This window comes from Rhodobaculum claviforme, from assembly GCF_016653255.1.
GTDB classification, from domain to species: Bacteria; Pseudomonadota; Alphaproteobacteria; order Rhodobacterales; family Rhodobacteraceae; genus Rhodobaculum; species Rhodobaculum claviforme.
This window is the reverse complement of sequence record NZ_NHSD01000323.1, coordinates 1-25,548: the sequence shown is the minus strand read 5'-3', so window position 1 is coordinate 25,548 and position 25,548 is coordinate 1. Positions and strand designations below refer to the sequence as shown.

Genomic DNA, 25,548 nt, shown 5'->3' with positions numbered 1-25,548 from the left:
CCCCTGACCCGCGCCGAGGACCGGCGCACCGCCCCGCAACAGGCCCCGGCCATCGGCGCCGCGCGCGCCCCGCTCCAAAGGGACCCGACATGCTCCGACCGCTCCTGACCGTGGCTGCGGCCTGCGACCGCATCAGCCGGGCCATGGGGGCCGTGACCATGGCCTGTGTGCTGGGCATGGTGCTGTTGCAGTTCGCGCTGGTGGTGCTGCGCTATGCCTTCGGAATGTCATGGATCTTCCTGCAGGAGGGGGTCTTGTACCTGCATGCGTCGATCTTCATGCTGGGGGCGGGATACACGCTGTGGGCGCAGGGGCATGTGCGGGTGGACATCTTTCACGCACGGCTGTCGCGGCGCGCACAGGCGGGGGTGGATGTGGCCGGCCACCTGCTGTTCCTCGGCCCGGCGCTGGGGATGCTGCTGTACTGGTCCTGGCCGATGGTGCGGCGGTCCTGGGCGATCCTGGAGGGGCCGATCTCCACCGGGGGGATTCCGGCGTCGTTCCTGTTGAAATCACTGGTTCCGGCGTTTTGCGTCCTCGTGCTGGTCCAGGCGCTGGCGGCGCTGATCCGGGACGCGGCCCGGCTCGCAGGGGCCACCGTGTCGGAGGTCGGGCATGGCGCTTGATCTGTGGATGTTCGCGGCCCTGATCGGCTGCATCCTGCTGGGCTATCCGGTGGCGTTCACCATCGCGGGGGTGGCCACGGCGTTCGCGCTGATCGGCTGGGGCACGGGCGCGTTCTCCATCACCCTGATGGGGGCGCTGGGGCAACGGTTCTTCGGCATCCTGACGAACCCGGTGCTGACGGCGATCCCGCTGTTCGTGCTGATGGGTGTGGTGCTGGAGAAATCCCGCATCGCCGAGGAGCTGCTGGAGACGATGGGCCGCCTGTTCGGCGCCATGCGCGGCGGCCTCGGGGTCTCGGTGGTGCTGGTGGGCGCGCTGCTGGCGGCCTCCACGGGGATCGTGGGGGCGACGGTGGTGGCGATGGGGCTGATCGCGCTGCCGGCGATGCTGCGCAACGGCTACAACCCGCGGCTGGCGGCGGGCAGCGTGGCGACGGCCGGGACGCTGGGCCAGATCATCCCGCCCTCCACCTTGCTGATCATCCTGGCCGAGGTGATGTCGTCGTCCTTCCAGCAGGCGCAGTTCACCATGGGCCGGTTCTCGGTCGAGACCATTTCCGTGGGCCAGACCTTTGCCGCGGCGCTGGTGCCGGGGCTTTTGCTGGTGGCGATCTACATCGGCTACATCCTGGGCCGGGCGTGGCTGGTGCCCACCGACGCGCCCGCGATGGCACGCAGCCCCGACCGGGTGCCGACGGGCGCCGTCATCGGCGCGATCGTGCCGCCGGTCCTGCTGATCGTGGCGGTGCTGGGCGCGATCCTGGGCGGCGTCGCCTCCCCGAACGAGGCCGCGAGCGTCGGCGCCGTGGGCGCCATCCTGCTGGCGGGGCTGCGGCAGGGGGCGCCGCGCTGGGTGATCTATGGCGGGGCCGGGGCGCTGGCGGTGCTGGCGCTGGCCGCGGGGATGGCGCCGGTGCGGCCGCAGCGCTCCGACGCCGGCCCGGCCGAGATCGCGCTGGCGCTCGGCTATGGTGCGCTGGCGCTGGCGGGGTTCGCGGCCATCGCAAGCGCGCTGTGGGCGCTGGCCCGCAAGCGGCTGATGGTCCCGGCGCTGGCGCAGACGGTCACGGTCACGGCGATGATCTTCGCCACCATCCTGATGGCGTCGTTCTTCAGCCTGGTGTTCGTGGGGCTGGGCGGCGAGCGGCGCGTCATGGCGATCCTCGAGGCGCTTCCGGGCGGGGCCACGGGGGCGCTGGTGTTCGCGATGCTGTTCATCTTCGTGCTGGGGTTCTTTCTCGACTTCGTCGAGATCTCGGTGATCCTGCTGCCGCTGCTGATCCCGCCGCTGATCCTGATGGGGCACGACCCGATCTGGCTGGCGGTGCTGATCGCGGTGAACCTGCAGACGTCGTTCCTGACGCCGCCGTTCGGGTTCTCGCTGTTCTATCTGCGCGGCGCGGCCCCGCCGGAGGTCACCACCGGCATGATCTATCGCGGGGTGATCCCGTTCATCATGCTGCAGGCGGTGGCGATCGCGGTGATCTGGCTGTTGCCGGGGCTGGCGACATGGTTGCCGCGCGCGGTGTTCTGAGCCGCCGCACGCCGCACCCTGCATCCATTCCCCCTACCCGGAGGGCTAGGGCGGGCTATGCCAAAGCCCGCTATGCCGATGCAGAGCCGCGACGTATATCCACACTGCGGAGGTGTGGAGATTGAGATGCAGATCGCAACCGGCATGAGCAGCGCGCCCTGCGCCACCGCCGCCGTGCAGGAGGTGGCCGCGCAGATGGGCCTGGCCGCCCGCGGCAGGCCGGATTTCACCGCGCTCCACTTCAGCGTCGCCTGGCCCGCCGGGCAGGTCCAGACCGCCGCGGCCGCGGCCTTCGGGGCCGCGCTGCACGGCGGCAGCTCGTGCCTGGGGGTGATGACCGAGCGCGGACCGGCCATCGAGAACGGCCGCGGCATGGGCGGGCTGGCGATCTGGGACCCCGACGGCGCCTATGGCACCTCCATGCAGCCGCTGGGCGACTCCCCCCGCGACGCCGCCCGCCGCGCCACCGAAGCGGCCCTGCACGCCGCCGACCGCCCCGGCGAGGCCCCCGACCTGGTCTGGCTGACCGTCGCGCCCGGCCACGAGGAATCGGTCCTGGACGGCATCAAGGACGTGCTGGGCGGCCACGCCCAGATCGTCGGCGGATCGTCGGCGGACAACGACATCGCGGGGGGCTGGGCGCAGTTCGACCGCGCCGGGCCGCACACCGCGGCGGTGGTGGTGTCGGTGCTGTTCCCCTCCGGGCCGGTCGGCAGCGCCTATCAGAGCGGCCATGCCCCCAGCACGCAGCGCGGCCGCATCACCCGCGCCGCGGGCCGCATCCTCCATGAGATCGACGGCGCCCCGGCGGTCGATGTCTATGCCCGCTGGACCGGCGGGGCGGTGCACGCCCCGTCCCTGGGTCCGGCCGACATCCTGGCCGCAAGCACGTTCTATCCGCTGGGCCGCGAGATCGGCGACGTCGCCGGCGTGCCGTTTCACCTGCTGGCCCACCCCGCGCGGGCGCAGGCGGACGGCAGCCTGCTGCTTTTCGCCGACGTCGCCGAGGGCGAGGAGATCTGGCTGATGCGCGGCGCGCCCGACCAGCTGGTGGCGCGCGCCGGCGGCGTGGCGCGCGAAAGCCGCCTGGAGCTGCCGCAGCGCGCGTCGGGGGGCCTTGGCCATCGTGGCGCGCTGGTCGTATACTGCGCCGGATGTATGCTTGCAGTGCGCGACCGCATGGACGAGGTGGCCCGGGGCGTGACGCACGCCCTCGGGCCGACGCCGTTCCTCGGCGTCTTTACCTTTGGCGAGCAGGGCGCCCCGCTGCGGCAGGGCACCCGCCATGGCAACCTGATGATTTCCTGCTCGACGTTCGGCTGACATCGGGTGCGGTGCACTGCGATGGATGACGCCGAGCGGCTGCGCACCACCCTGATCGAGCTCGAGCGCCTGCGCGCCCGCGAGCGCGCCGCCTCGCACGAGAGCGCGACGCTGCTGACGATCCTGGAGGGGATGACCGCCGTCCCCGACTGCGAAACCGCCAGCACCTTGCTGCTGGAGACATGCCGCGACGCGCTGGCCGCCGATGCCGCGGCCCTGGTGCGCGAACGTCCCACAGGGGGCGTGGAGGTGATTCTCGCCACCGACCCCGCGCTGACGGGCCTTGGCTGGGACGGCGGCGCGGCGATGCTGGGCCGGCCGCGGCGGATGACCGACCTGCACCGGCGCGACTGGGGGGCGGTGCCGCCACCCGCGCTGGCCGATTATCACGGGCTGCTGACAGCGCATGTGAAGGTCGAGCAGGAGGCGCGCATGGCGATCCTGTGCCTGTCGCGGCGGGTCGCGGCCTTCAGCGCCGCCGATCACGGGCTGCTGCGGCATGTCGGCCGTGTGGCCGGGCAGGCGCTGACGAACATCCGGCTGGCGCGCAGCAACACCTTGCTGTCGGGGCTGATCGCGGGCGATACCGACATCCGCCCCGCGGGCCTGTTCGATGCCCCGCTGGAGGCCGTGACCCGCGCCTTCGACCGGCTGACCCGCGCGCAGGCGGTGGTGGTGGAGATCACCAACGACCTGCTGCGCGCCCCGCGTGCGGGGGTGGACGCCGCCATCGACCGCGCGCTGGCGCGCTGCGGGGCGCTGGCGCAATCCGACCGGACCTATGTGTTCCGGGTGCGACTGCCCGAGTGGATGGACAACACCCACGAATGGGTCGCCCCCGGCATCGCCCCCATGCGCACCGAGCTTCAGGGCATGCCGCTGGACCTGCTCGGCCCGTGGCAGGACCGCTTCGACGCCGACGAGGAGGTCTATATCCCCGACGTCACGCGGCTGCCCGCCGATGATCCGACCCGTGCGGTGCTGGAGGCGCAGAACATCCTGTCGCTGCTGGCCGTGCCGATGCGCGAGGACGGGCGGCTGACCGGCTTTGTCGGTTTCGACGCGGTGCGCACCACCCGCACCTTCCTGCCCGGCGAGATCTTTCTGCTGCGCTCGGTCGCCACCGTCATCAACGGCGTGCTGGAGCGCCGCGCCGCCGAAACCGCCGCCGAGGAGGCCGGCGCCGCGTTGCAGGCCGAACGCAACCGCATGCAGGCCACCTTGCAGGCGATGCCCGATCTGGTGCTGGAACTCGACGCCACGGGGCGCTTCACCGATTACCATGTCGGGCGGTACTACGCCTACGAGGCCGAGGCGGCGGCGCTGATCGGCCGCATCCCCGAAGAGGTGTTCCCCCCCGAAAGCGCCGCCCAGGCCCGCCGGATCATGGCCGAGGTCGACCGCGAGGGCATCGCCGGCGGCCAGCAGTTCTTCGCCGAACGCTCCGACGGGCGGCACTGGTTCGAGCTGTCGGCGGCGGCGCGGGGCGATGCCGAAGGGGGCTACATCGCGGTGGTGCGCGACGTCACCCAGGCCCGCGCCCAGCTGCGCGAGATCGAGCGGCTGAGCGAGATCGCCCGGCGCACCACCAATCAGGTGGTCATCACCGACACCGACGGCCGGATCGACTGGGTCAACGCCGCCTTCGAGGCGCGCACCGGCTGGTGCCTGTCCGAAGTCCGCGGCCGCAAGCCCGGCGATTTCCTCCAGCCCCCCGAGACCGACCCCGACACCATCGCCCGCATCCGCGCGGCGCTGCACGCCCGCGTTCCGAGCCAGACCGAGATCCTCAACCGCGACCGCCACGGCGAGGATTACTGGATCGCCCTCGACATCCAGCCGATGATCGACGGCGAGGGGCGGCACACCGGCTTCATGGCGATGCAGACCGACGTGACCGAGCGCCGCCGCCACGCGGCGCAGCTTGCCGCCACCACCGCCGAAGCGGTGTCGGCGCGCGCGCGCCTTGTCAGCGCCATGGAGGCGTTGCAGGACGGCTTTGCCATCTACGACGCCGACGGCCGGCTGGTGATGTGCAACGACACCTATCGCTATGCCTATCCCCGTTCGGCCGACATGGTGCGCCCGGGGGTGCTGTTTCAGGATCTGGTGCGCCGGCGGCTGGCGGATGGCGAATACCGCGACGCCCAGGGCCGCGAGGAGGACTGGCTGGCCGCCCGCATTGCGGCCCATCGCAGCGCCTTTCACGAAACTGAACAGCCGCTGGCCGACGGCCGCTGGGTGCGCGTGATGGAAAAGGCCACCCCCGACGGCGGCTGCGTCGCCATGCGGGTCGACATCACCGCGCTGAAGGAGGCCGAGAAGCGCGCGCTGGAGGAACGCGCGGCGGCGATGGAGGCGTCGCGCGACGGCATCGCCATCACCGACCCCGAGGGGCGCTTCGTCTACATGAACCCCTCGCACCGGCTGATGTTCGGCATCCCGCCGGACGAGGACGTGCGCGGAAAGCACTGGTCCATGCTGTATCATCCCGACGTCGCCGAGGCGCTGCGCCACAGCGCGTTTCCGGTGCTGGAACACCCCGGCGCCCGGCCCGGCGTCGGCTGGCAGGGAGAGCTGAAGGGCCGGCACCGCGACGGCAGCGTGGTCGAGCAGGAAATCTCGCTGACGCTGAAACACGACGGCGGGCTGGTGTGCATCAGCCGCGACATCGCCGATCGCCACCGCAGCGAGGCCGAGCGCGCCCGCCTGCGCGAGGAGCTGCAACTGGCGCAGCGCCGCGAGATCGTGGGCCAGCTCGCGGCCGGGCTGGCGCATGACTTCAACAACATCCTCGCGGTGATCTCCGGCTCGGCGGCGATGATCGAGGGGCGCCAGGTCGGCGATGGCCCCGACGCGGTGGATGCGATGCGCATCGGCCAGGCCTCGGCGCGGGCGACGGAACTGGTGGCGCGGCTGCGCGATCTGGGGCGGCACGGATCGGACCGGCGGCGCGTCGACATGCGCCAGCCGGTCAACGAGGCCGCAGACCTGCTGCGCAGCGGGCTGGAGTCGGGACACAAGCTGGTGGTGTCGGTCCCCCCCACGCCGATGCGGGCCTGGGCCGACCCGGTGGATGTGCTGCAGGTGGTGCTGAACCTTGCGATCAACGCCCGCGACGCGCTGGGCCCCGAACGCAACCAGATCACCCTGTCGCTGGCACCCGCCGATCCCGACACCGTCACCCGCCCGCCAGACCTGGGCCGGTTCCGCCCCGGCCGCCCGGCGGTGTGCCTGCGGGTGGCCGACACCGGCCCCGGCATGGACGCGGCCACCCGCGCGCGCGTGTTCGAACCGTACTTCAGCACCAAGGGCGCGCGCGGCACCGGCCTCGGGCTGGCGATCGTGTCGGGGGTGGTGCGCGCCAACGGGGCGGCGCTGTGGCTCGATACCGAACCGGGCAAGGGCACCACGGTCACAATCTTCTGGCCCCTGACCGATACCGAACCGCCCGCGGGCACCGCGCCGCCCATGACCGGCAACGAACGGCTGGACGGGATGCGCCTTCTGGTGGTCGACGACGCCGACCAGGTCTGCGAGGTGCTGGGCGCCATCCTCGAGACCGCCGGCGCCGAGGTCGCCACTGCGACCGATCCCGCCGACGCGTTGCAGGCCATCGAGGACGATCCCCGCCACTGGTCGGCACTGGTCACCGACCAGGACATGCCCGGCATGACCGGGCTGGAGCTGTCGCGCGCGGCGCTGCGGGCGGCGCCGGGCCTGCCGATCGTGATGGTGACCGCCCTGCCCGAGGCCGTCACCGACGACGCGGCGCTGTTCGATGCCATCCTGGGCAAGCCCGTGGCCCCAACGACCCTTGTCGCGGCAGTGGCCCGGGCGGTAAGGTCACGCGGATAGATTGGACGGGACAATCGCAATGCGTGTGCTGATCGCGGACGACCATGACCTGCTGCGCGATACCCTCGTCAGCTTCATCGCCCAGGAGGGCGGGATCGAGACCGTCACCGCGGCCGACCTGGCCGGGGCCATCGCCCGGATCGAATCGGACGGGCCGTTCGACCTGGTGCTGCTGGACTATGGCATGCCCGGGATGAACGGGCTGGAGGGGTTGCGGCGCGTCATGGCGATGGGCGGCGGGCAGCGTGCGGCGATCATCTCGGGCACCGCGCCGCGCGACATCGCCGAAGAGGCCCTGGCGCTGGGGGCCGCGGGCTTCGTGCCCAAGACGCTGCCGGCGAAACGGCTGGTCAACGCCGTGCGCTTCATGGCCATGGGCGAACAGTACGCGCCGGTGGACTTCATGACCGCCGCCGAAGAGCCGGCCGCCCGCCACCCGCTGGCCGCCCGCCTGACCCCGCGCGAGTTGCAGATGCTGGAGGGGCTGTGCGAGGGCAAATCCAACAAGGAGATCGCCCGCGGGCTGGACCTCACGGAGCCGACGATCAAGCTGCACATGAAGACCCTTTACCGCAAGCTTGACGCCGCCAACCGCACACAGGCCGCGCTGATCGCCAAGGAGGCCGGCCTGTTCTGAGGCGCCCGGCGGACCGGCTCTCTCACCGCTGCCCACCCGAAGGGCGCCACCCGAGGGGCGCCGCAAAATGGCCCCACCCGCCTTTCCCGCTGCCACGCCCGGCCTATGCTTGGCGGCAAAGGAGGTCGCGCCATGCCCTTACCGCCCGAGAACGTGCAGGACTATCCCCGCCCCCCGGCGCTGGAGGGGGTCGCGCACCGCCTCTGGGCCCGGCTGGGCGGCGCCGTGGTGGCCGAGACCCACGCGGGCCTGCGTGTGTGCGAAACCCACCACGCGCCCACCTACTACTTTCCCCCCGCCGACGTGCAGGCCCGGCTGACGCCGGCCGGCGGCGGCAGCGTCTGCGAATGGAAGGGCCGCGCGCAGTATTTCGACGTCACCGCCGGCGGCGTCACCGCGCGCCGCGCGGCGTGGTGCTATCCCGCCCCCACGCAGCGGTTCGCGGCCCTTGCGGGGTATCTTGCATTCTATCCCGGCGCGCTGGAGGCCGCCGGCGTGGGCGATGCCCCCGTGCGCCCGCAGCCAGGCGATTTCTACGGCGGCTGGATCACCGACAACCTGAGCGGCACGGTCAAGGGCGCCCCGGGGACCGAGTTCTGGTGACCCTCTGGCCAGCGCCGCGCGCCCCGGCTATGGCGCGGACATGCGCACGCTGACCGTCACGCTTGGCCCCGATGCCCCCGCGCGCCTGGATCGGGCGCTGGCGGCGGCGGTGCCGGACGAGGCCGGGTTGTCGCGCTCGCAGATCGCGCGGCTGATCGCGGCGGGGCATGTGGCACGCGGCGACAGCGCGCTGCGCACGGCATCCGCGCGCGTGACCCCGGGCGAGGTGCTGACCCTCACCCTGCCCGACCCCGCGCCGCTGGAGACCGAAGCGCAGGCCATCCCCCTGCGGGTGGTGTACGAGGACGCGGCGCTGATCGTGGTGGACAAGCCCGCGGGCATGGTCGTGCACCCCGCCGCCGGCAGCCCCGACGGCACGCTGGTCAACGCGCTGCTGGCGCATTGCGCGGGCACATTGTCGGGAATCGGCGGCGCGCTGCGCCCGGGCATCGTGCATCGGCTGGACAAGGACACGTCGGGCCTGCTGGTGGCGGCCAAGACCGACCGCGCGCACCAGGGCCTGGCCGCGCAGTTCGAGGCGCGCACGGTGCGGCGGCACTACCTCGCGGTGTGCCACGGGGTGCCCGATCCGGCCTCGGCGCGGCTGCGGGGCGTGGCGGGCGTGACCTGGGAGGGCGGCGAGGTGCTGGTGATCCGCGCCCCCCTGGGCCGCCACCGCACCGACCGCCAGCGCCAGGCGGTGATCGAGGGCGGCCGTCCGGCGGTCACGCGGGTACGCGTGCTGGAGACGTTCGACGGCGCGGCCCTGGTGGAATGCCGGCTGGAGACCGGCCGGACCCATCAGATCCGGGTACATCTGGCGCATGCGGGCCACGCGCTTGTGGGCGATCCGGTCTATGGCGGGCGGCGCCGGTTGCCCGCGCGCGCACCCGGTGCCGCGGCCGCCGCAGGCTTTACCCGGCAGGCGCTGCACGCGGCCTCGCTGGGCTTCACCCACCCTGAAACCGGCGCGGCAATGGACTTTGCGGCGCCACCGCCCGACGACCTTTTTCAGCTGGTCGCGGCGTTGCGGGGCTGAAATCGGCGTGAAGGCCATGAAATAGTCTGGCTCCGAACAGGCCCCGGGCGCATTGTATGGGCAAAGGGGGTGTCGCCGCGCGCCCGCATCCGCCCCGGAGCCGCCCGTTGACCGGGCGCTGTCTGTCAGAAGGTATATATGTAATGTCCGATTACGCCAATCTCCCCGCCCCGTCCCCCGAACAGGGGATGAACCGCTACCTTCAGGAAATCCGGCGCTTTCCGATGCTGGAGCCGGAACAGGAATACATGCTGGCCAAGCGCTGGGTCGACCATCAGGACACCGAGGCCGCGCACCAGCTGGTCACGTCCCACCTGCGGCTGGCGGCCAAGATCGCCATGGGCTACCGCGGCTATGGCCTGCCGCAGGCCGAGGTCATCAGCGAGGCGAATGTGGGCCTGATGCAGGCGGTCAAGCGGTTCGACCCCGAAAAGGGATTTCGGCTGGCGACCTATGCGATGTGGTGGATCCGCGCCTCGATCCAGGAATACATCCTGCGGTCGTGGTCGCTGGTGAAGCTGGGCACCACCTCGGCCCAGAAGAAGCTGTTCTTCAACCTGCGCAAGGCAAAGTCCCGCATCGGCGCGCTGGAGGACGGCGACCTGCGCCCCGAGAACGTCGCCCGCATCGCCCATGACCTGAACGTCAGCGAGGCCGAGGTCATCGCCATGAACCGCCGCATGGCCGGCGCGGATGCGTCGCTGAACGCCACCGTCGGATCGGACGGCGACAGCGTCACCTCGTGGCAGGACTGGCTGGAGGACACCGACGCCGACCAGGCCGAGAAATACGCCGAACGCGACGAGCTGGAGACCCGCCGCGCGCTGATGATCGCCGCGATGGAAGTGCTGAACGAGCGCGAGCGCGACATCCTGACCCAGCGGCGGCTGATGGACGATCCGGTGACGCTGGAGGAGCTGTCGGGCCGCTACGAGGTCAGCCGCGAGCGCATCCGCCAGATCGAGGTGCGCGCGTTCGAAAAGCTCCAGACCCGGATGCGCGAGCTGGCGCGCGACAAGGGCCTGAGCATCCCCGCCCCCGCCTGAGGCATCCGCGCGGTTTCCCTTTTGCCACGAAACCCGCTAGGACCCCGGCAACAGGCGCGCGGCAGGAGGCACGGCATGGCACATACGGTGGCCGAGATCGCGGCGGCACTGGGCACGACGTGGGAGGGCGACGGCGATCTGGCGATCACCCGCGCGTCCGAACCCGCCACCGCCGGGCCTGATGCGCTGGCCCTGGCGATGAAGCCCGACTACGCCGACGGGCTGGCGCAGGGCCGCGCGCGGGCCGCCGTGCTGTGGCCCGGTGCCGACTGGCGCGCGCTGGGGCTGGAAGCGGCGATCCTGGCGCCGCGCCCACGGATGGCGCTGGCAGGAATCACCCGGCTGATGGACCCCTGGCATCCGATGGCGCCGGGGGTGCATCCGTCGGCGGTGATCGACCCCTCGGCCACGCTGGCCGAGGATGTGTCGGTCGGTCCCTTCGTCGTCATCGGCGCGCATGCCAGCATCGGCGCCGGCAGCCGCATCCAGGCCCACGCCAGCATCGGCGACGGCGCCACACTGGGTCCCGACTGCCTGATCCGCGAGGGGGCGCGGGTGTGCCACCATGTCCGGCTGGGCGCGCGGGTGATCCTGCATCCCGGCGCGGTGATCGGCTCGGACGGGTTTTCCTATGTCACGCCCGAAACCTCGGGGGTGGAGGAGATCCGCCGCAGCCTCGGGCAGCGCAGCGTGACCCCGCCGCAGCACTGGGAACGCATCCACTCCTTGGGCTCGGTCACGCTGGGCGACGATGTGGAGGTGGGCGCCAACAGCACCATCGACCGCGGCACCATCCGCGACACCACCGTCGGCGCGGGCACGCGGATCGACAACCTGGTGATGCTGGGCCACAACGTCCAGGTGGGGCGCGACTGCCTGCTGTGCAGCCAGGTGGGCATCGCCGGATCGACCCGTGTCGGCGACCGGGTCGTGCTGGCCGGACAGGTGGGGGTGAACGACAACATCTTCATCGGCGATGACGTGATCGCGGCGGGCGCCACCAAGATCTATTCCAACGCCCCCGCCGGACGGGTGCTGATGGGCGCCCCGGCGATGAAGATGGAGGCGCATCTGGAGGCCTACAAGGCACTGCGCCGCCTGCCACGCCTGCTGCGTCGGCTGGAGGCCGCGGACGCCGCACGGCAGAAACCGGTTTCCAACCCCGCCGACAGCGACTAGAACCTGCGGCGCGGCGGACAGCGCGAGGGGAAGGGCACATGTCAGAAACGGTGCGCGACCGGGTGATCGCCATCATCGCCGAGCAGGCCGTGCTCGATCCCGCACAGGTGACCGACGACATGTCGCTGGCCGACCTCGGCATCGACAGCCTCGGGCTGGTGGAGGCGATCTTCGGCATCGAGGAAGCGCTCGACATCTCGGTCCCCTTCAACGCCAACGACCCCGCCGACAGCGGATTCGACGTCTCCTCGGTCGGCACGATCATCGCGGCGGTCGAAGGGCTGGTGGCCGATCAGAAGGGCGGCGACGCGCAAGCATGAGGCGCGTCGTCATCACCGGCGCCGGCACCATCAACGCATTGGCCCAGGATGTCCCCGGCACGCTCGCGGCCTTCCGCGAGGGGCGCTGCGGCATCGGCCCGCTGGAGTTCCGCGACGTCGACCGCCTGTCGATCCGCATCGGCGCCCAGGTTCGCGGCTGGGACCCGGAGGCGCATTTCAACCGCCAGGAAATCGCCCTCTACGACCGCTTCACCCAGTTCGCCCTGCACGCCGCCCGCGAGGCCGTGGCGCAGTCGGGGCTGAGCTTCCGCGACGACCGGCTGGCCTATCGCGCGGGCGTGGTGATGGGCACCGCCGCGGGCGGCATGACCACCTGGGACGAGAATTACCGCACCGTGTTCGAGGAGGGGAAGAACCGGGTCCACCCCTTTGTCGTGCCGAAGCTGATGAACAACGCGGCGGCCAGCCACATCTCCATGACCTTCGGGATGATGGGGCCGTCGTTTTCGGTCTCCACCGCCTGCGCCTCGTCGAACCACGCCATGGGGCTGGCGTTCCACATCGTGCGCGCGGGCGCGGCCGACGCGATGCTGACCGGCGGCTCCGAGGCGATGCTGTGCTTCGGCGGCATCAAGGCGTGGGAGGGGCTGCGGGTGATGTCGCGCGACGGCTGCCGCCCGTTCTCGGCCGACCGCAACGGCATGGTCCAGGGCGAGGGCGCCGCCGTCTTCGTCTTCGAGGAATACGAGCACGCCCGCGCCCGCGGCGCCGAGATCCTGGCGGAAGTCGTGGGATTCGCCATGACCTCGGACGCGGGCGACATCGTGATGCCGTCGAAACAGGGCGCGGCGCGGGCGATGGCAGGGGCCCTGCGTGACGCGGGCCTGCCGCGCGACGCGGTGGGCTACATCAACGCCCACGGCACCGGCACCACCGCCAACGACAAGACCGAAAGCGCCGCCGTGGCCGAGGTGTTCGGGCAGCACGCCGACGCGCTGATGATCTCGTCCACCAAGTCGATGCACGGGCATCTGATCGGCGGCACCGGCGCGGTGGAGCTTCTGGCCTGCATCATGGCGCTGCGCGACGGGGTGATCGCGCCCACCGTGGGCTACCGCGAGGCCGACCCCGAATGCGCGCTGGATGTCGTCCCCAACGAGGCCCGCGAGGCCGAGGTGGATGTCGTGCTGTCCAACGCCTTCGCCTTTGGCGGGCTGAACGCCGTGCTGGCGCTGCGCCGGGCCTGACGCCGCGTCCGCTGTGGCTCAGGCCTCGATGCAGACCGCGACCAGTTCCTCGTAGCGCTGCACGATCCAGTTGGGCGCATCATCGGGGATTGCGCCCTCGATCGCCACGGCCACATCCGACAGCACCGCCGCCGAGCGGCTGTTGTCGATCATCGGCATCGTGCCCGGCGCCACCGCGCGCTCATAGGCGATCAGCGCCACCGCGACCAGCAGCACGCCGCGCACCGCCCCGAACAGGAACCCCAGCCCCATGTCGAGCCCGCCCAGCGCCGTGCGCCGGATCATCGACGACAGCACCGGGGTGAACAGCGCCGCCACCACCAGCGCCACGGCAAAGACGGTGGCAAAGGCCGCGATCACGCTCAGCTCGCAGCTGTCGGCCAGGAAATCGCCCACCACGGGGATCTCGCGCATCCAAGGCTCCAGCGCGGGCGCCAGAACGAAGGCCGCGATCGCGGCCACCACCCAGCCCGCGATGGCCATGACCTCGCGCACCACGCCGCGCGACCATGCCAGCACCGCTGACACAAGGATCACCGCCGCCACGATGCCGTCGATGAGGGTAAATCCGTCCATGCCGATGATCCTTGCGATCGATTTGCGCCGTCAGTCCGCGCCGAACACATCCGCGACAAAGGCCGCGATGTCGGGCAGTTCGCGCACCGTCATCCCTTCGCCGGCGCCCAGCTTGCTGCGGGCCGGCGCAATCGCGCGTGTGAAACCAAGTTTCGCGGCCTCTTTCAACCGGTTTTCCGTCTGACCCACCGGACGCAGCGCGCCGGACAGCGAAATCTCACCGAACACGACCGTGTCGGCAGGCACCGCGATGTCCTCGCGCGCCGACAGAAGCGCGGCCGCCACCGCCAGATCGGCGGCCGGTTCCGCCACCCGCATCCCCCCCGCGACATTCAGGAACACATCCAGCCCCCCGAATGCGATCCCGCAGCGCGCCTCCAGCACCGCAAGGATCGTCGACAGCCGCGCCCCGTCCAGCCCCACCACCGCCCGCCGCGGCGTGCCTAGGCTCGACGGCGCCACCAGCGCCTGGATCTCCGTCAGCACCGGGCGCGTGCCCTCGATGCCGGAAAACACCACCGATCCCGGCGCGGGGCGGTCGCGCTCGGACAGGAACAGCGCCGACGGATTGGCGACCTCGGCCAGGCCACCGCCGGTCATCTCGAACACGCCGATCTCGTCGGCCGGGCCGAAGCGGTTCTTGACGCTGCGCAGGATGCGGAAGGCGTGCCCGCGCTCGCCCTCGAAATAGAGCACGGTGTCCACCATGTGCTCGACCACGCGGGGACCGGCGATCTGGCCGTCCTTGGTGACATGGCCCACCAGCAGCACCGCGGTGCCGCGCCGCTTGGCGAACTGCACAAGATCGTGTGCGGCCGCGCGCACCTGCGCGACCGAGCCGGGCGCGCTCTCGACGGTATCCAGCCACATGGTCTGGATCGAATCGATCACCACCAGCCCCGGGCGCTCCGCGTCCAGCGTGGTCAGGATGTCGCGCAGGTTGGTTTCCGCCGCCAGCCGCACCGGGGCATCCGCCAGCCCCAGCCGGCGGGCGCGCAGCCGCACCTGCGCCGCCGCCTCCTCGCCCGAGACATAGAGCGTGGACAGACCCGCGCGGGCAAAGGCAGCGGCCGCCTGCAACAACAGCGTGGACTTGCCGATCCCCGGATCGCCCCCCACCAGCACCGCCGAGGCCGCCACCAGCCCACCGCCCAGCACCCGGTCGAATTCTGCCATCCCCGAGACGCTGCGCGGGGGCGGCGCCTCCTCCTCGGCCAGAGTGCTGAGCGCAACGCTGCGGCCCCGCGTGACACCGCCCTTGGGCCCGGTGCCCAGCGGCGCCTCCTCCACCAGCGTGTTCCACGCCCCGCAGGCGTCGCAGCGCCCGCCCCAAATGGGGCGGGCGCGGAAACCGGGCGCCATGGCCCGCACAACCCTCACCGTCGATCTGTCCGCCATCGCCGCGAACTGGCGCGCGCTGGACGCCCTTGGCCCGCAGACGGCCGCCACGCTCAAGGCCGACGCCTATGGCACCGGCCTGGGCCCGGTCGCGCGCACCCTCGCCGCGGCCGGCGCCCGCAGCTTCTTCGTCGCGCTGGCCGAGGAAGGCGCCGCCCTGCGCGCCATCCTCGGCCCCGGCCCCGAGATCGCGGTCTATTCCGGCCACATGGCCGGCGACGCCCCGCTCCTGCGCGACGCCGACCTGATCGCGATGCTCAACGCCCCCGAACAGGTCACGCGGCACCTGAGCCAGACCCCGGACCTTTCCTTCGGCGTGCAGCTCGATACCGGCATGAACCGGCTCGGGATGGAGGCCGCCGACTGGGCCCGCCTGGCGCCCACCCTGCTGGGGCGCGGCCCCGCGCTGGTGATGTCGCACCTCGCCTGCGCGGACGCGCCCGACCACCCCATGAACGCGGCCCAGCTGGCCGAGTTCCGGCGCATGACGGACGGGCTGGGCCTGCGCCGGTCGCTGTCGGCCACCGGCGGGATCCTTTTGGGGCGCGACTATCATTTCGACCTGACGCGCCCGGGGATCGGCCTGCATGGCGCGGCCCCGTTCACCGCCGGGCGGGCGGCGCTGCACCTGGCGCTGCCGGTGATCCAGACCCGCCCGCTCGCGGTGGGCGAGACGGTGGGCTACGGCAACAGCTGGACCGCGGCGCGGCCCACGCGGCTGGCGACCGTCTCGGCCGGCTACGCGGACGGCATCCACCGGGTGCTGTCGAACCGCATCCGGCTCTGGCACGGCGACACGCCCTGCCCGGTGGTGGGGCGGGTGTCGATGGACCTGATCACGGTGGACATCACCGACCTGCCCGACACCCCGGCCACGCTCGATCTGCTCGGCCCGCACCAGGGCGTGGACGATCTGGCGGAGGCCGCCGGCACCATCGGCTACGAGATGCTCACCGGCCTCGGCGCGCGCTATGCCCGCGTCCATGTGGGGGGCGCGTGACCGGACCTCTTGTCGCCACCGGACGCGCCACCCGCGAGGCGCTGGCGGGTATCGGGGCGCTGGCGCGCTTTGCGGCGCGGGTGGTCGCGGCGGGCCTGCGCGGGCCGTTCCACGGCGTCGAGGTGCTGCGCCAGCTGGGCGCCATCGGCTGGCAGTCGCTGCCCGTCGTCGGGCTGACGGCGCTGTTCACCGGGGCCGCGCTGGCGCTTCAGATCCACGCGGGCGGGGCGCGCTTCAACGCCGAATCCGTCGTGCCGTCCATCGTCGCCATCGGCATCACCCGCGAGCTTGGCCCGGTGATGGCCGGGCTGATGGTCGCCGCGCGCGTCGCCTCCTCCATCGCCGCCGAGATCGGCACCATGAAGGTCACCCAGCAGATCGACGCGCTGGTGACGCTGTCCACCGACCCGCTGAAGTACCTCGCGGTGCCGCGGGTGCTGGCGGCGACGCTGGCGGTGCCGGTGCTGGTGGCGGTGGGCGATTCGCTGGGCATCATGGGCGGCTGGCTGGTGGGCATCGGCCGGCTGGGGTTCGACGCGCAGACCTACCTCGTGAACACGGTGGAGTTCCTGGAGGTCTGGGACATCGCCTCGGGGCTGGTGAAGGGCGCGGCCTTCGGCTTCATCGTCGCGGTGACGGGCTGCTTCTTCGGCATGCGCTCGGGCCAGGGCGCACAGGGGGTGGGCCGGGCGACCAAGGCCGCCGTGGTCACCGCCGCCGTGCTGATCCTGGCCGCCAATTATGCGCTGACGGAGCTGTTCTTCCGTGGCTGAGGCGCCCGCGATCCGCACGCACGCCCTGCACAAGGCGTTCGGCGCCACCCGGGTGCTGCGGGGCCTCGACCTGGAGGTCGCGCGGGGCGAGAGCCTCGTGGTGATCGGCGGCTCCGGCTCGGGCAAGTCGGTGCTGCTGAAGTGCATCCTCGGGCTGGAGATCCCCGACGCGGGCGAGGTCTGGCTGGACGGACAGCCCACCGGCGGGCGTCCGCGGCCCGCGTTCCTGGAGCGCTTCGGGATGCTGTTCCAGGGCGCCGCGCTGTTCGACAGCCTGAGCGTCTGGCAGAACGTGGCGTTTCGCCTTTTGCGCGACCGCCGCCCCCCGGCCCAGGCCCGCGCCCGCGCGATCGAGAAGCTGGCCCGCGTCGGGCTGGCCCCGGAGGTCGCGGACCTGTTTCCCGCGCAGCTGTCGGGCGGCATGGCCAAGCGCGTGGGGCTGGCGCGCGCCATCGCCACCGACCCGGCGGTGATCTTCTTCGACGAGCCGACCACCGGCCTCGACCCGATCATGGCCGGCGTCATCAACGGCCTGATTCGCGACATCGTGGCCGAGACCGGCGCCACCGCGCTGACCATCACCCACGACATGGCCAGCGTGCGCGCCATCGCCGACCGCGTGGCCATGCTGCACGCCGGCACCATCCGCTGGACCGGCCGGGCGGCCGGGCTCGACGATGCCGAGGATCCGATGGTGCAACAATTCATCCACGGCCGTCCCGAGGGGCCGTTCACCCAGCCCTGACCCAGATATTGACACGTCCGCGCCCGAGCCACAGGATCTGGGGCGCAGACGGCGGCACGCGGCCCGATCCACAGGCTGTCCACAGGTTTATCCAGATTGATCGCGGCACCCCGATCCGCCATACCCGTCCGACACGACCAAGGGGCAGGGCAGTGAACGAGATCGCAACGATCCGTGGCGGCGGCGCGTCGCCAGACACCGAGGACGGCGGGCTTCCGCATAACATCGAGGCCGAACAACAGCTTCTGGGCGCGATCCTGACCACCAACGAGGTCTTCGACCGCATCAGCTCGATCATCAAGGCCGAGCACTTCTTCGAACCCCTGCACCAGCGCATCTACGAGATCGCCGCCGCGCGCATCCAGAAGAACGCGCTGGCGTCCCCGGTGACGCTGAAGGCGTATCTGGAGGATGACCCGGGCCTTCAGGCGCTGGGGGGCCCGGCCTATCTGGCGCGCATCGCGGGGGCGGCGATCTCGGCGCATGCCGCGCGTGACTATGCGCAGATGCTGCATGATCTGGCGATCCGGCGGGACCTGATCGCGCTGGGCCGCGACATCTCGGCCCGCGCGGCCCAGGTCGATATCGACAGCGAACCGCGCGAACAGATCGTGGAGGCCGAGCAGCGCCTCTATGCGCTGGGCGAACAGGGCACCGCCAGCCGGGGGTTCCAGTCGTTCCTCAAGGCGGTGACGGATGCGGTGGTCGTGGCCTCGGCCGCGTATCAGCGCGACGGGGGGCTGGCGGGGCTGTCCACCGGGCTGACCGACCTGGACCGCAAGCTGGGGGGCCTGCACCGCTCGGACCTGCTGATCCTGGCCGGGCGCCCGTCGATGGGCAAGACGTCGCTCGCGACCAACATCGCCTTCAACATCGCGAAAACCTATGCCCGCGGCCAGCGCGCGGACGGGACCGAGGGCACGCTGAACGGCGGCGTCGTGGGCTTCTTCAGCTTGGAGATGTCGGCCGAACAGCTGGCCGCGCGCATCCTGTCCGAGGCCGCCGAGGTGCCCTCGGAACAGATCCGCCGCGGCGACATGACGGAAACCGAGTTCCGCCGCTTCGTCGATGCCGCCCGCTCGCTCGAGGCGTGTCCGCTTTACATCGACGACACCCCCGCCCTGCCGATCGCGCAGTTGGCGGCGCGGGCGCGCAGGCTCAAGCGCACGCATGGGCTGGATGTGCTGTTCGTGGACTACCTGCAGCTTCTGCGCGGCGGCGGGCGCAGCGACAACCGCGTCAACGAGGTCTCCGAGATCACCCAGGGCCTCAAGGCCATCGCCAAGGAGCTGGATATCCCCGTGGTGGCCCTGTCGCAGCTTTCGCGCCAGGTGGAGAACCGCGAGGACAAGCGCCCGCAGCTGTCGGACCTGCGCGAATCGGGCTCGATCGAGCAGGACGCGGACGTGGTGATGTTCGTCTTCCGCGAGGAATACTACCGCGAGCGCGAGAAGCCCGGCGACGACAAGCTGGAGGAGATGGCCAAGTGGCAGGCCGCCATGGAGCGCGTCCACGGCAAGGCCGAGGTCGTGATCGGCAAGCAGCGCCACGGCCCCATCGGCACGGTGGAGCTGAGCTTCGAGGGGCGATTCACCCGATTCGGCAACCTGGCGAAAGAGTGGCAGTCGGGCGGCTTCGACTGATCAGCCCCCGGCGCCCACGCCGGACCTCAGCCCCCCGGACCTCAGCCCCGCGCCAGCCACGGCATGCCCGCGGCGGTGATCGTCAGGAACGGCACCGTCGCCCCGGTCGGCATCGCCGCCATCAGCAGCACCGCATCGACCACCGGGCCCAGCTCCATCAGCGGCTCGGGGCGGCGGCTGCCGTCGGGCTGGACCATGCCCACGTCGAACCCCGACGACAGCGGGGTGCGCGCGTTGCCGATGTCGATCTGCCCGCAGGTGATGCCAAAGGCCCGCCCGTCCAGCTCCAGCGCCCGCGTCAGCCCGGTGATGGCGTGCTTGGTGGTGGTATAGGCGACGGATCCGGGCCGGGGCGCGTGCGCGGCGATGGAGCCGTTGTTGATGATCCGCCCGCCCGGCGGGTCCTGCCGCCGCATCGTGCCGAACGCCGCGCGGGCCGCGAGGAACATCCCCGTCAGGTTCACGTCGACGGCGGTGCGCCAGTCCTCGGGCGTGATCTCGTCGATCAGGGCGGCGGGGGGAAAGACGCCGGCGTTGTTGAACAGAACGTCGATGCGGCCGAAGCGGGCCATGGCGGCGGCAAAGGCGGTCTCCACCGCCACCGCATCGGTGACATCGCCCGGCAGCACCAGCGCAGACGCATGCCCCTCGGCGACCGCGTCCAGCGCCTCGGCCCGCCGCGCCATCAGGGCCACGTTCCAGCCATCGGCCAGCGCGCGCTCGGCCACCGCCCGGCCGATGCCGGAGCTGGCGCCGGTGACGAACAGCGTGCCCGCCATCAGAACGCCCGGAAGGTGATGGTGGTCAGCGTCCGGTCGATGCCGGGGATGTCGAACAGCCGGTCCGTCAGGTAGCGGCCGATGTCCTCGCCCTCGGGGATGTAGATCTTGGCCATCAGGTCGAAATCGCCCGAGGTGGAGTAAAGCTCGCTCACCACCTCGCGGTCATAGATCGCCTCGGCCACGCCATAGGTCTTGCCCGGGCTGCACCGGAACTGGACAAAAACGCACCGCATCGCCACCCTCCCGTCTGTGATCGGCACCAGCCTAGCCGGGCCGGAGACCGGGCGCCATGCCCCGCGTCGGCCCGGAAGGATGCCGCATCGCAGCGAATTGACAGGGACAGGATCTGTCCTGTATTCCCGCATCAAGAGAAAGATTATTTCGCGCCGTGCCCGGAGGACCGCCCGATGACCGACACATCCCTGCCCGCCCGCGACGCGCCCTGGCTGTTTCGCACCTATGCCGGGCATTCCACGGCGCAGGCATCGAACGCGCTGTACCGCAACAACCTGTCCAAGGGTCAGACCGGCCTGTCGGTGGCCTTCGATCTGCCGACGCAGACGGGCTATGACAGCGACCACGAACTGGCGCGCGGCGAGGTCGGCAAGGTGGGCGTGCCGGTGGCCCATCTGGGCGACATGCGCACGCTGTTCGACGCGATCCCGCTGGAGCAGATGAACACCTCCATGACGATCAACGCCACCGCTCCGTGGCTGCTCGCGCTCTATGTCGCGGTGGCCGAGGAGCAGGGCGCGGATGTGTCCCGCCTTCAGGGCACGGTGCAGAACGACATCATCAAGGAATACCTCAGCCGCGGCACCTATGTCTGCCCGCCGCGCCCGTCGCTGCGGATGATCACCGATGTCGCCGCATGGACCCGCTCCGAGATGCCCCGGTGGAACCCGATGAACATCTGCTCCTACCACCTCCAGGAGGCCGGCGCGACGCCCGAGCAGGAGCTGGCGTTTGCGCTGGCGACCGCGACGGCGGTGCTCGACGACCTGCGCGGCAAGGTGGACGCGGCGGATTTCCCGCAGATGGTCGGGCGCATCAGCTTCTTCGTCAACGCCGGCATCCGCTTCGTGACCGAGATGTGCAAGATGCGCGCCTTCACCGAGCTGTGGGACGAGATCTGCCGCGAACGCTACGGCGTGGAGGAGGAGAAATACCGCCGCTTCCGCTATGGCGTGCAGGTCAACAGCCTCGGGCTGACCGAACAGCAGCCCGAAAACAACGTCTATCGCATCCTGATCGAGATGCTGGCGGTGACGCTGTCGAAGAACGCCCGCGCCCGCGCCGTGCAGTTGCCGGCCTGGAACGAGGCGCTGGGCCTGCCGCGCCCGTGGGACCAGCAATGGTCGCTGCGCATGCAGCAGGTGATGGCCTACGAGACCGACCTGCTGGAGTACGCCGATCTGTTCGACGGCAACCCGGCGGTGGCGGCCAAGGTGGCCGAGCTGAAGGAGGGCGCGCGCGCCGAACTCGCGCTGATCGACGGCATGGGCGGCGCGGTGGACGCGATCGAGTACATGAAGGGCCGCCTGGTGGATGCCAACGGCGCCCGCATCGCCCGGATCGAGGGCGGCGAGACCGTGGTTGTCGGGGTGAACCGCTACACCACCACCGAACCCTCGCCCCTGACCACCGGCGAGGGCGCGATCATGGTCGTCGACCCGGCGGTGGAGGCCGACCAGATCGGCCGGCTGGAGGCGTGGCGCGCCGCGCGCGACGCCGCCGCGGTGCAGGCCGCGCTGGAGGATCTGCGCGCGGCCGCCCGGTCGGGGGCCAACATCATGCCCCCCTCCATCGCCGCGGCAAAGGCGGGCGCGACCACCGGCGAATGGGGCGATGTGGTGCGCGCGGCCTTTGGCGAATACCGCGCGCCGACGGGCGTGTCCTCGGCGCCGTCGAACCGGACCGAGGGGCTGGAGCCGATTCGCGAGGCCGTGGACGCGGTGTCCGCGCGGCTGGGCCGACGGCTGAAGTTCGTGGTGGGCAAGCCGGGCCTCGATGGCCACTCCAACGGCGCCGAACAGATCGCGGCGCGGGCGCGCGACTGCGGCATGGACATCCACTACGAGGGGATCCGCCTGACCCCGGCGGAAATCGTCGCCGCCGTGCGCGAGCAGGACGCCCATGTCGTGGGCCTGTCGATCCTGTCCGGCAGCCACATGCCGCTGATGGAGGAACTGACCCGCCGGATGCGTGCCGAAGGGCTGGGCCATGTCCCGGTGATCGTCGGCGGCATCATCCCCGAGGACGACGCCGACCGCCTGCGGGCGATGGGGGTGGCGGCGGTCTACACGCCCAAGGATTTCGAGATCAACCGCATCATGATGGACATCGTGGGGCTGGTGGACGCCCAGCCCGCCGCCGCGGAGTAGCTTCGCCGGCACCGGTGGGGGCACCGGCGGGGCTCCGCCCAGCGACGGGCGGAATCGGTGCCCCCCCTTGCCGATGCCCGCACGCGCGCTTGATATTGAAGGATGGAGCTTCCGAACCCGCATATTCAGGCGCCGCCGCCCCCGGCCATGCCGGAGGCAGCGGCGTCCCGTGTCGCCGCAGCGACAGGCGGCGGGGCACCGCCGCTGGGCCAGGCCAGCCACCCGGCCGCGCCGATCGTGCTTGGCGGATGGCGGGGCGGGCGCGCACTGGCGCTGGGGGTGTTCGCCGCGCTGGTGGCGGCGGGGGTCTGGGTGGCGTTGCAGGGCGACCTGTCGACAGAGGCGCTGGTGGCGCGCCATGCCGATCTGCTGGTCTGGCGCGACGCGCAGGGCTCGCTGGCGATGGTGGGGTTCTTTGCGATCACCGCCGTCGCGGCGCTGGTGTCACTGCCGGGGATCGCGGTGTTCACGCTGGCGGGGGGCGTGCTGTTCGGTGTGCTGTGGGGGACGCTGCTGGTCGTGGGCGCCGCCACGGTGGGCGCCATCGGGCTGTTCCTGCTGGCGCGGGCGGGGTTCGGCACGGGGCTGTGGTCCCGGCTGGAGGCCGGACGCGGCGGCTGGCTGGCCGAGGAACTGCGCCGCAACGAGATCAAGGCCCTGCTGTTGCTGCGCGTCGCCCCGGTGGTGCCGTTCGTTCTGGCGAACGCGCTGCCGGCGGTGATGGGGGTGCGGCTGGGACGCTATGTCGCCACCACCTTTGTGGGGCTGATCCCGGGCACCGCGGCGGTGGCCCTCGCAGGCCAGGGCCTGGGCGAGGTTGCGGCCACCGGCGGCCAGGTCGACATGACCATCATGGCGACCCTGGTCATCGGGGTGCCGATGGCGTTTCTGGTGATCGCTCTGGCCGCCCGGCTGCTGCGCCGCTGACCCCGGCACCGCCGGAGCCGCGCACCGGACCGGTCGATCAGAACGCGTGCTGCCACATCAGCAGAACCGGCGCGACGAAGATGACCGCGATCAGGAACAGCTTGGCCGCGTGCACCACCTTGGGGACGCGGTTGTCCTCCTTGGCGGCCTCGTCGACGGCGAACATGGCCCACAGGATACCGGCGCCCATCTGCTCCATCGACTTCAGCTCGCGGGTGCGCACGTTGTCCTGCGGCGCGGCGGCGGCCGGTGCAGTTGCCTGTGCGGGGGCCGGCGCGGTGGCCTGTGCGGGGGCCGCAGGTGCCGGGGCGGCCTGGGCGGCGCGCGGCGGTTCCGCGGCCTGGGCCTTGCTGTCCTCGGCCTTGGCGGCGTGCGCCTTGCTTTCCTGGGCCTTGGTATCGTGGGCCTTGCTGTCCTGTGCCGTGCTGGCCGGGGCCGCCTTGGCCTTGCCGTCGCGACGCTCCTTGATCCCCGACATGTCTGTCCCTCCATTCGACTCGGTGCAACATAATGTCGTGGGGTGTGGGTGCAAGCGCGGCCTTCGGGCTGCGGGGGATTTAAATCGCGCAATCGAAACAATCGTTTCCCACGCGCCGGCCCGCAGCCCATGCCAGATGTGGTGGTCCGCCACCGCGGCACCGCGACATCCCGCGCCCGCCCCTTGACGCAGCCGGGTGCGGGGGGGCACAGTCCGCCGGGTCGGTCATCAAGGGTGCCCCGTGCGCTTCACCCGCCTGCGCCTCAACGGATTCAAGAGCTTCGTCGATCCCACCGAGATGGTGATCGACGACGGGCTGACCGGCGTGGTCGGTCCCAACGGCTGCGGCAAGTCCAACCTGCTGGAGGCGCTGCGCTGGGTGATGGGCGAAAACCGGCCCACCGCGATGCGCGGCGCGGGGATGGAGGACGTGATCTTTGCCGGCGCCGCCTCGCGCCCGGCGCGACATTTCGCCGAGGTGGCCCTCAGCCTCGACAACACCGACCGCACCGCGCCCGCCGCCCTCAACACCGCCGACACGCTGGAGGTGTCGCGCCGGATCACCCGCGACGCGGGCTCGGCCTATCGGGTCAACGGCCGCGAGACGCGGGCACGCGACGTGCAGATGCTGTTCGCCGACGCCTCCACCGGGGCGCAATCGCCCGCGCTGGTGCGCCAGGGCCAGATCGCCGAGTTGATCAACGCCCGCCCCCGCGCCCGCCGCCGCATCCTGGAGGAGGCCGCCGGGATCGCCGGGCTGTACAGCCGCCGCCACGAGGCGGAACTGCGCCTGACCGCCACCGAAACCAACCTTGCCCGCGTGGCGGACCTGCTGGAGGGGTTGGCCACCCAGCTTGCGCAGCTGCAACGCCAGGCCCGGCAGGCGGCCCGCTACCGCGAGATCGGCGCCGCGCTGCGCCAGGCCGAAGGCGTGCTGCTGGTGCGCCGTCACCAGATCGCCGCCGCCGCCCATGACGCGGCCCGCGACGCCGCGCGCGCCGCCACCCGCACAGCCGCCGCGCTGGAGCTCGAGGCCCGCGCCGCAACCCGCGCCCGCGAAGCCGCCGAACAGGCCCTGCCCCCCGCCCGCGACGAGGACGCCATCGCAGGCGCGGTGCTGCATCGTGCCACGGTGGCGCGCGACACCCTGGCCGCGGACCTCGCCCGGGCCGAGGACGACATCGCCACCCTGGAGGCCCGCGCCACCCAGATCGACAGCGATGCCCAGCGCGAGGCCGCGCTGGATCGCGACGCGGCCGGCGCCCTGGCCGGGCTGGAGGCGGAAATGGCCGCGCTTCAGGCCGCCGACGACGGCATCGACGACCGCCTGGAGGCGGCGGCCGAGGCGGCCCATGCTGCCGGCGCCGCCCTGCCCACGCGCGAGGCCGCGCTGGACGCCCGCGCGCAGGCCGTCGCACGTCTGGCGGCGCAGGGCGACACCGCGCGCGCGGCCCTCGCACAGGCCAGCG

The 25,548-nt window shown here is 71.7% G+C and carries 23 protein-coding genes; 18 read left to right on the top strand and 5 right to left on the bottom strand.

Annotated elements, in window-relative coordinates:
• Positions 1 to 89: 89 nt before the first annotated feature.
• From CCR87_RS15910 to CCR87_RS15860, 11 genes are all read left to right on the top strand, one after another.
• A complete protein-coding gene (locus CCR87_RS15910; protein ID WP_201158523.1) occupies positions 90 to 626 on the top strand; it encodes a TRAP transporter small permease subunit in 537 nt (178 codons plus the stop codon).
• Entirely contained in the window at positions 616 to 2,160 is a 1,545-nt protein-coding gene (locus CCR87_RS15905; RefSeq protein WP_242512065.1) for a TRAP transporter large permease, read from the top strand. Before CCR87_RS15910 ends, CCR87_RS15905 begins: the two co-directional genes overlap by 11 nt.
• A 126-nt stretch (positions 2,161 to 2,286) precedes the next feature.
• On the top strand, positions 2,287 to 3,483 hold the full coding sequence (locus tag CCR87_RS15900) for an FIST signal transduction protein (RefSeq protein ID WP_201158522.1): 1,197 nt from the start codon (positions 2,287 to 2,289) through the stop codon (positions 3,481 to 3,483).
• Positions 3,484 to 3,504: 21 nt separating this feature from the next.
• Entirely contained in the window at positions 3,505 to 7,341 is a 3,837-nt protein-coding gene (locus CCR87_RS15895; RefSeq protein WP_201158521.1) for a PAS domain S-box protein, read from the top strand.
• 19 nt (positions 7,342 to 7,360) lie between these two features.
• Complete coding sequence (locus tag CCR87_RS15890) at positions 7,361 to 7,978, top strand: response regulator transcription factor (protein ID WP_201158520.1); 618 nt, start codon at positions 7,361 to 7,363, stop codon at positions 7,976 to 7,978.
• A gap of 132 nt (positions 7,979 to 8,110) precedes the next feature.
• Positions 8,111 to 8,581 (top strand): DUF427 domain-containing protein, encoded by a 471-nt coding sequence (locus tag CCR87_RS15885; protein WP_201158519.1) that lies wholly within the window; start codon positions 8,111 to 8,113, stop codon positions 8,579 to 8,581.
• 40 nt (positions 8,582 to 8,621) lie between these two features.
• Positions 8,622 to 9,620, top strand: coding sequence for an RluA family pseudouridine synthase (locus CCR87_RS15880; protein ID WP_201158518.1), 999 nt, complete (start codon positions 8,622 to 8,624; stop codon positions 9,618 to 9,620).
• A gap of 143 nt (positions 9,621 to 9,763) precedes the next feature.
• The gene (gene rpoH, locus CCR87_RS15875; protein ID WP_201158517.1) at positions 9,764 to 10,666 is read left to right on the top strand and encodes an RNA polymerase sigma factor RpoH; all 903 of its coding nucleotides are present in this window, start codon (positions 9,764 to 9,766) and stop codon (positions 10,664 to 10,666) included.
• A 75-nt stretch (positions 10,667 to 10,741) separates the two neighbouring features.
• The gene (locus CCR87_RS15870; protein WP_201158516.1) at positions 10,742 to 11,845 is read left to right on the top strand and encodes a UDP-3-O-(3-hydroxymyristoyl)glucosamine N-acyltransferase; all 1,104 of its coding nucleotides are present in this window, start codon (positions 10,742 to 10,744) and stop codon (positions 11,843 to 11,845) included.
• A gap of 38 nt (positions 11,846 to 11,883) precedes the next feature.
• The gene (locus CCR87_RS15865; protein ID WP_201158515.1) at positions 11,884 to 12,165 is read left to right on the top strand and encodes an acyl carrier protein; all 282 of its coding nucleotides are present in this window, start codon (positions 11,884 to 11,886) and stop codon (positions 12,163 to 12,165) included.
• Positions 12,162 to 13,373, top strand: a complete 1,212-nt coding sequence (locus CCR87_RS15860) for a beta-ketoacyl-[acyl-carrier-protein] synthase family protein (protein WP_201158514.1) — start codon at positions 12,162 to 12,164, stop codon at positions 13,371 to 13,373. The genes CCR87_RS15865 and CCR87_RS15860 overlap by 4 nt, the downstream gene beginning before the upstream one ends.
• A gap of 18 nt (positions 13,374 to 13,391) precedes the next feature.
• Here CCR87_RS15860 and CCR87_RS15855 read toward each other — a convergent pair whose 3' ends face one another.
• Both CCR87_RS15855 and radA read right to left on the bottom strand, forming a co-directional pair.
• The gene (locus tag CCR87_RS15855; protein WP_201158513.1) at positions 13,392 to 13,949 is read right to left on the bottom strand and encodes a CvpA family protein; all 558 of its coding nucleotides are present in this window, start codon (positions 13,947 to 13,949) and stop codon (positions 13,392 to 13,394) included.
• A gap of 30 nt (positions 13,950 to 13,979) precedes the next feature.
• Positions 13,980 to 15,311, bottom strand: a complete 1,332-nt coding sequence (radA, locus tag CCR87_RS15850) for a DNA repair protein RadA (protein WP_242512064.1) — start codon at positions 15,309 to 15,311, stop codon at positions 13,980 to 13,982.
• On the opposite strand from radA, the gene alr reads away from it, so the two are divergent.
• The 4 genes from alr to CCR87_RS15830 all read left to right on the top strand — a co-directional run bounded on the left by alr (position 15,310) and on the right by CCR87_RS15830 (position 19,508).
• A complete protein-coding gene (alr, locus tag CCR87_RS15845; protein ID WP_201158511.1) occupies positions 15,310 to 16,347 on the top strand; it encodes an alanine racemase in 1,038 nt (345 codons plus the stop codon). The genes radA and alr overlap by 2 nt on opposite strands.
• The gene (locus CCR87_RS15840) at positions 16,344 to 17,120 is read left to right on the top strand and encodes an MlaE family lipid ABC transporter permease subunit (RefSeq protein ID WP_201158510.1); all 777 of its coding nucleotides are present in this window, start codon (positions 16,344 to 16,346) and stop codon (positions 17,118 to 17,120) included. Before alr ends, CCR87_RS15840 begins: the two co-directional genes overlap by 4 nt.
• Complete coding sequence (locus CCR87_RS15835) at positions 17,113 to 17,865, top strand: ABC transporter ATP-binding protein (RefSeq protein ID WP_338048951.1); 753 nt, start codon at positions 17,113 to 17,115, stop codon at positions 17,863 to 17,865. Before CCR87_RS15840 ends, CCR87_RS15835 begins: the two co-directional genes overlap by 8 nt.
• 152 nt (positions 17,866 to 18,017) lie before the next feature.
• A complete protein-coding gene (locus CCR87_RS15830; RefSeq protein ID WP_201158509.1) occupies positions 18,018 to 19,508 on the top strand; it encodes a replicative DNA helicase in 1,491 nt (496 codons plus the stop codon).
• Positions 19,509 to 19,549: 41 nt separating this feature from the next.
• Here the strand turns inward: CCR87_RS15830 and CCR87_RS15825 are convergent, their stop codons facing one another.
• Both CCR87_RS15825 and CCR87_RS15820 read right to left on the bottom strand, forming a co-directional pair.
• Positions 19,550 to 20,287: an SDR family oxidoreductase gene (locus tag CCR87_RS15825; RefSeq protein WP_201158508.1), complete on the bottom strand. Its 738-nt coding sequence runs from the start codon at positions 20,285 to 20,287 to the stop codon at positions 19,550 to 19,552.
• The gene (locus CCR87_RS15820; RefSeq protein ID WP_201158507.1) at positions 20,287 to 20,523 is read right to left on the bottom strand and encodes an Lrp/AsnC ligand binding domain-containing protein; all 237 of its coding nucleotides are present in this window, start codon (positions 20,521 to 20,523) and stop codon (positions 20,287 to 20,289) included. The genes CCR87_RS15825 and CCR87_RS15820 overlap by 1 nt, the downstream gene beginning before the upstream one ends.
• A gap of 174 nt (positions 20,524 to 20,697) precedes the next feature.
• Between CCR87_RS15820 and CCR87_RS15815 the strand changes: the two genes are divergently transcribed.
• Together CCR87_RS15815 and CCR87_RS15810 are read left to right on the top strand one after the other, a co-directional pair.
• A complete protein-coding gene (locus tag CCR87_RS15815) occupies positions 20,698 to 22,674 on the top strand; it encodes a methylmalonyl-CoA mutase family protein (RefSeq protein WP_420850183.1) in 1,977 nt (658 codons plus the stop codon).
• 102 nt (positions 22,675 to 22,776) lie between these two features.
• Positions 22,777 to 23,601, top strand: a complete 825-nt coding sequence (locus tag CCR87_RS15810) for a TVP38/TMEM64 family protein (RefSeq protein WP_201158506.1) — start codon at positions 22,777 to 22,779, stop codon at positions 23,599 to 23,601.
• Positions 23,602 to 23,638: 37 nt separating this feature from the next.
• Here the strand turns inward: CCR87_RS15810 and CCR87_RS15805 are convergent, their stop codons facing one another.
• Complete coding sequence (locus CCR87_RS15805) at positions 23,639 to 24,079, bottom strand: hypothetical protein (protein WP_201158505.1); 441 nt, start codon at positions 24,077 to 24,079, stop codon at positions 23,639 to 23,641.
• 241 nt (positions 24,080 to 24,320) lie between these two features.
• On the opposite strand from CCR87_RS15805, the gene CCR87_RS15800 reads away from it, so the two are divergent.
• A partial coding sequence (locus CCR87_RS15800; RefSeq protein WP_201158504.1) for an AAA family ATPase occupies positions 24,321 to 25,548 on the top strand: 1,228 nt, incomplete at its 3' end.

Coding starts and splice junctions, on each gene's coding strand:
- CCR87_RS15905 (WP_242512065.1), top strand. CDS start 616: ATGGCGCTTGATCTGTGGATGTTCGCGGCCCTGATCGGCTGCATCCTG.
- alr (WP_201158511.1), top strand. CDS start 15,310: ATGGCCCGCACAACCCTCACCGTCGATCTGTCCGCCATCGCCGCGAAC.
- CCR87_RS15900 (WP_201158522.1), top strand. CDS start 2,287: ATGCAGATCGCAACCGGCATGAGCAGCGCGCCCTGCGCCACCGCCGCC.
- CCR87_RS15825 (WP_201158508.1), bottom strand. CDS start 20,287: ATGGCGGGCACGCTGTTCGTCACCGGCGCCAGCTCCGGCATCGGCCGG.
- CCR87_RS15870 (WP_201158516.1), top strand. CDS start 10,742: ATGGCACATACGGTGGCCGAGATCGCGGCGGCACTGGGCACGACGTGG.
- CCR87_RS15855 (WP_201158513.1), bottom strand. CDS start 13,949: ATGGACGGATTTACCCTCATCGACGGCATCGTGGCGGCGGTGATCCTT.
- CCR87_RS15895 (WP_201158521.1), top strand. CDS start 3,505: ATGGATGACGCCGAGCGGCTGCGCACCACCCTGATCGAGCTCGAGCGC.
- CCR87_RS15880 (WP_201158518.1), top strand. CDS start 8,622: ATGCGCACGCTGACCGTCACGCTTGGCCCCGATGCCCCCGCGCGCCTG.
- rpoH (WP_201158517.1), top strand. CDS start 9,764: ATGTCCGATTACGCCAATCTCCCCGCCCCGTCCCCCGAACAGGGGATG.
- CCR87_RS15805 (WP_201158505.1), bottom strand. CDS start 24,079: ATGTCGGGGATCAAGGAGCGTCGCGACGGCAAGGCCAAGGCGGCCCCG.
- CCR87_RS15885 (WP_201158519.1), top strand. CDS start 8,111: ATGCCCTTACCGCCCGAGAACGTGCAGGACTATCCCCGCCCCCCGGCG.
- CCR87_RS15810 (WP_201158506.1), top strand. CDS start 22,777: ATGGAGCTTCCGAACCCGCATATTCAGGCGCCGCCGCCCCCGGCCATG.
- radA (WP_242512064.1), bottom strand. CDS start 15,311: ATGGCGCCCGGTTTCCGCGCCCGCCCCATTTGGGGCGGGCGCTGCGAC.
- CCR87_RS15890 (WP_201158520.1), top strand. CDS start 7,361: ATGCGTGTGCTGATCGCGGACGACCATGACCTGCTGCGCGATACCCTC.
- CCR87_RS15820 (WP_201158507.1), bottom strand. CDS start 20,523: ATGCGGTGCGTTTTTGTCCAGTTCCGGTGCAGCCCGGGCAAGACCTAT.
- CCR87_RS15860 (WP_201158514.1), top strand. CDS start 12,162: ATGAGGCGCGTCGTCATCACCGGCGCCGGCACCATCAACGCATTGGCC.
- CCR87_RS15910 (WP_201158523.1), top strand. CDS start 90: ATGCTCCGACCGCTCCTGACCGTGGCTGCGGCCTGCGACCGCATCAGC.
- CCR87_RS15815 (WP_420850183.1), top strand. CDS start 20,698: ATGACCGACACATCCCTGCCCGCCCGCGACGCGCCCTGGCTGTTTCGC.
- CCR87_RS15865 (WP_201158515.1), top strand. CDS start 11,884: ATGTCAGAAACGGTGCGCGACCGGGTGATCGCCATCATCGCCGAGCAG.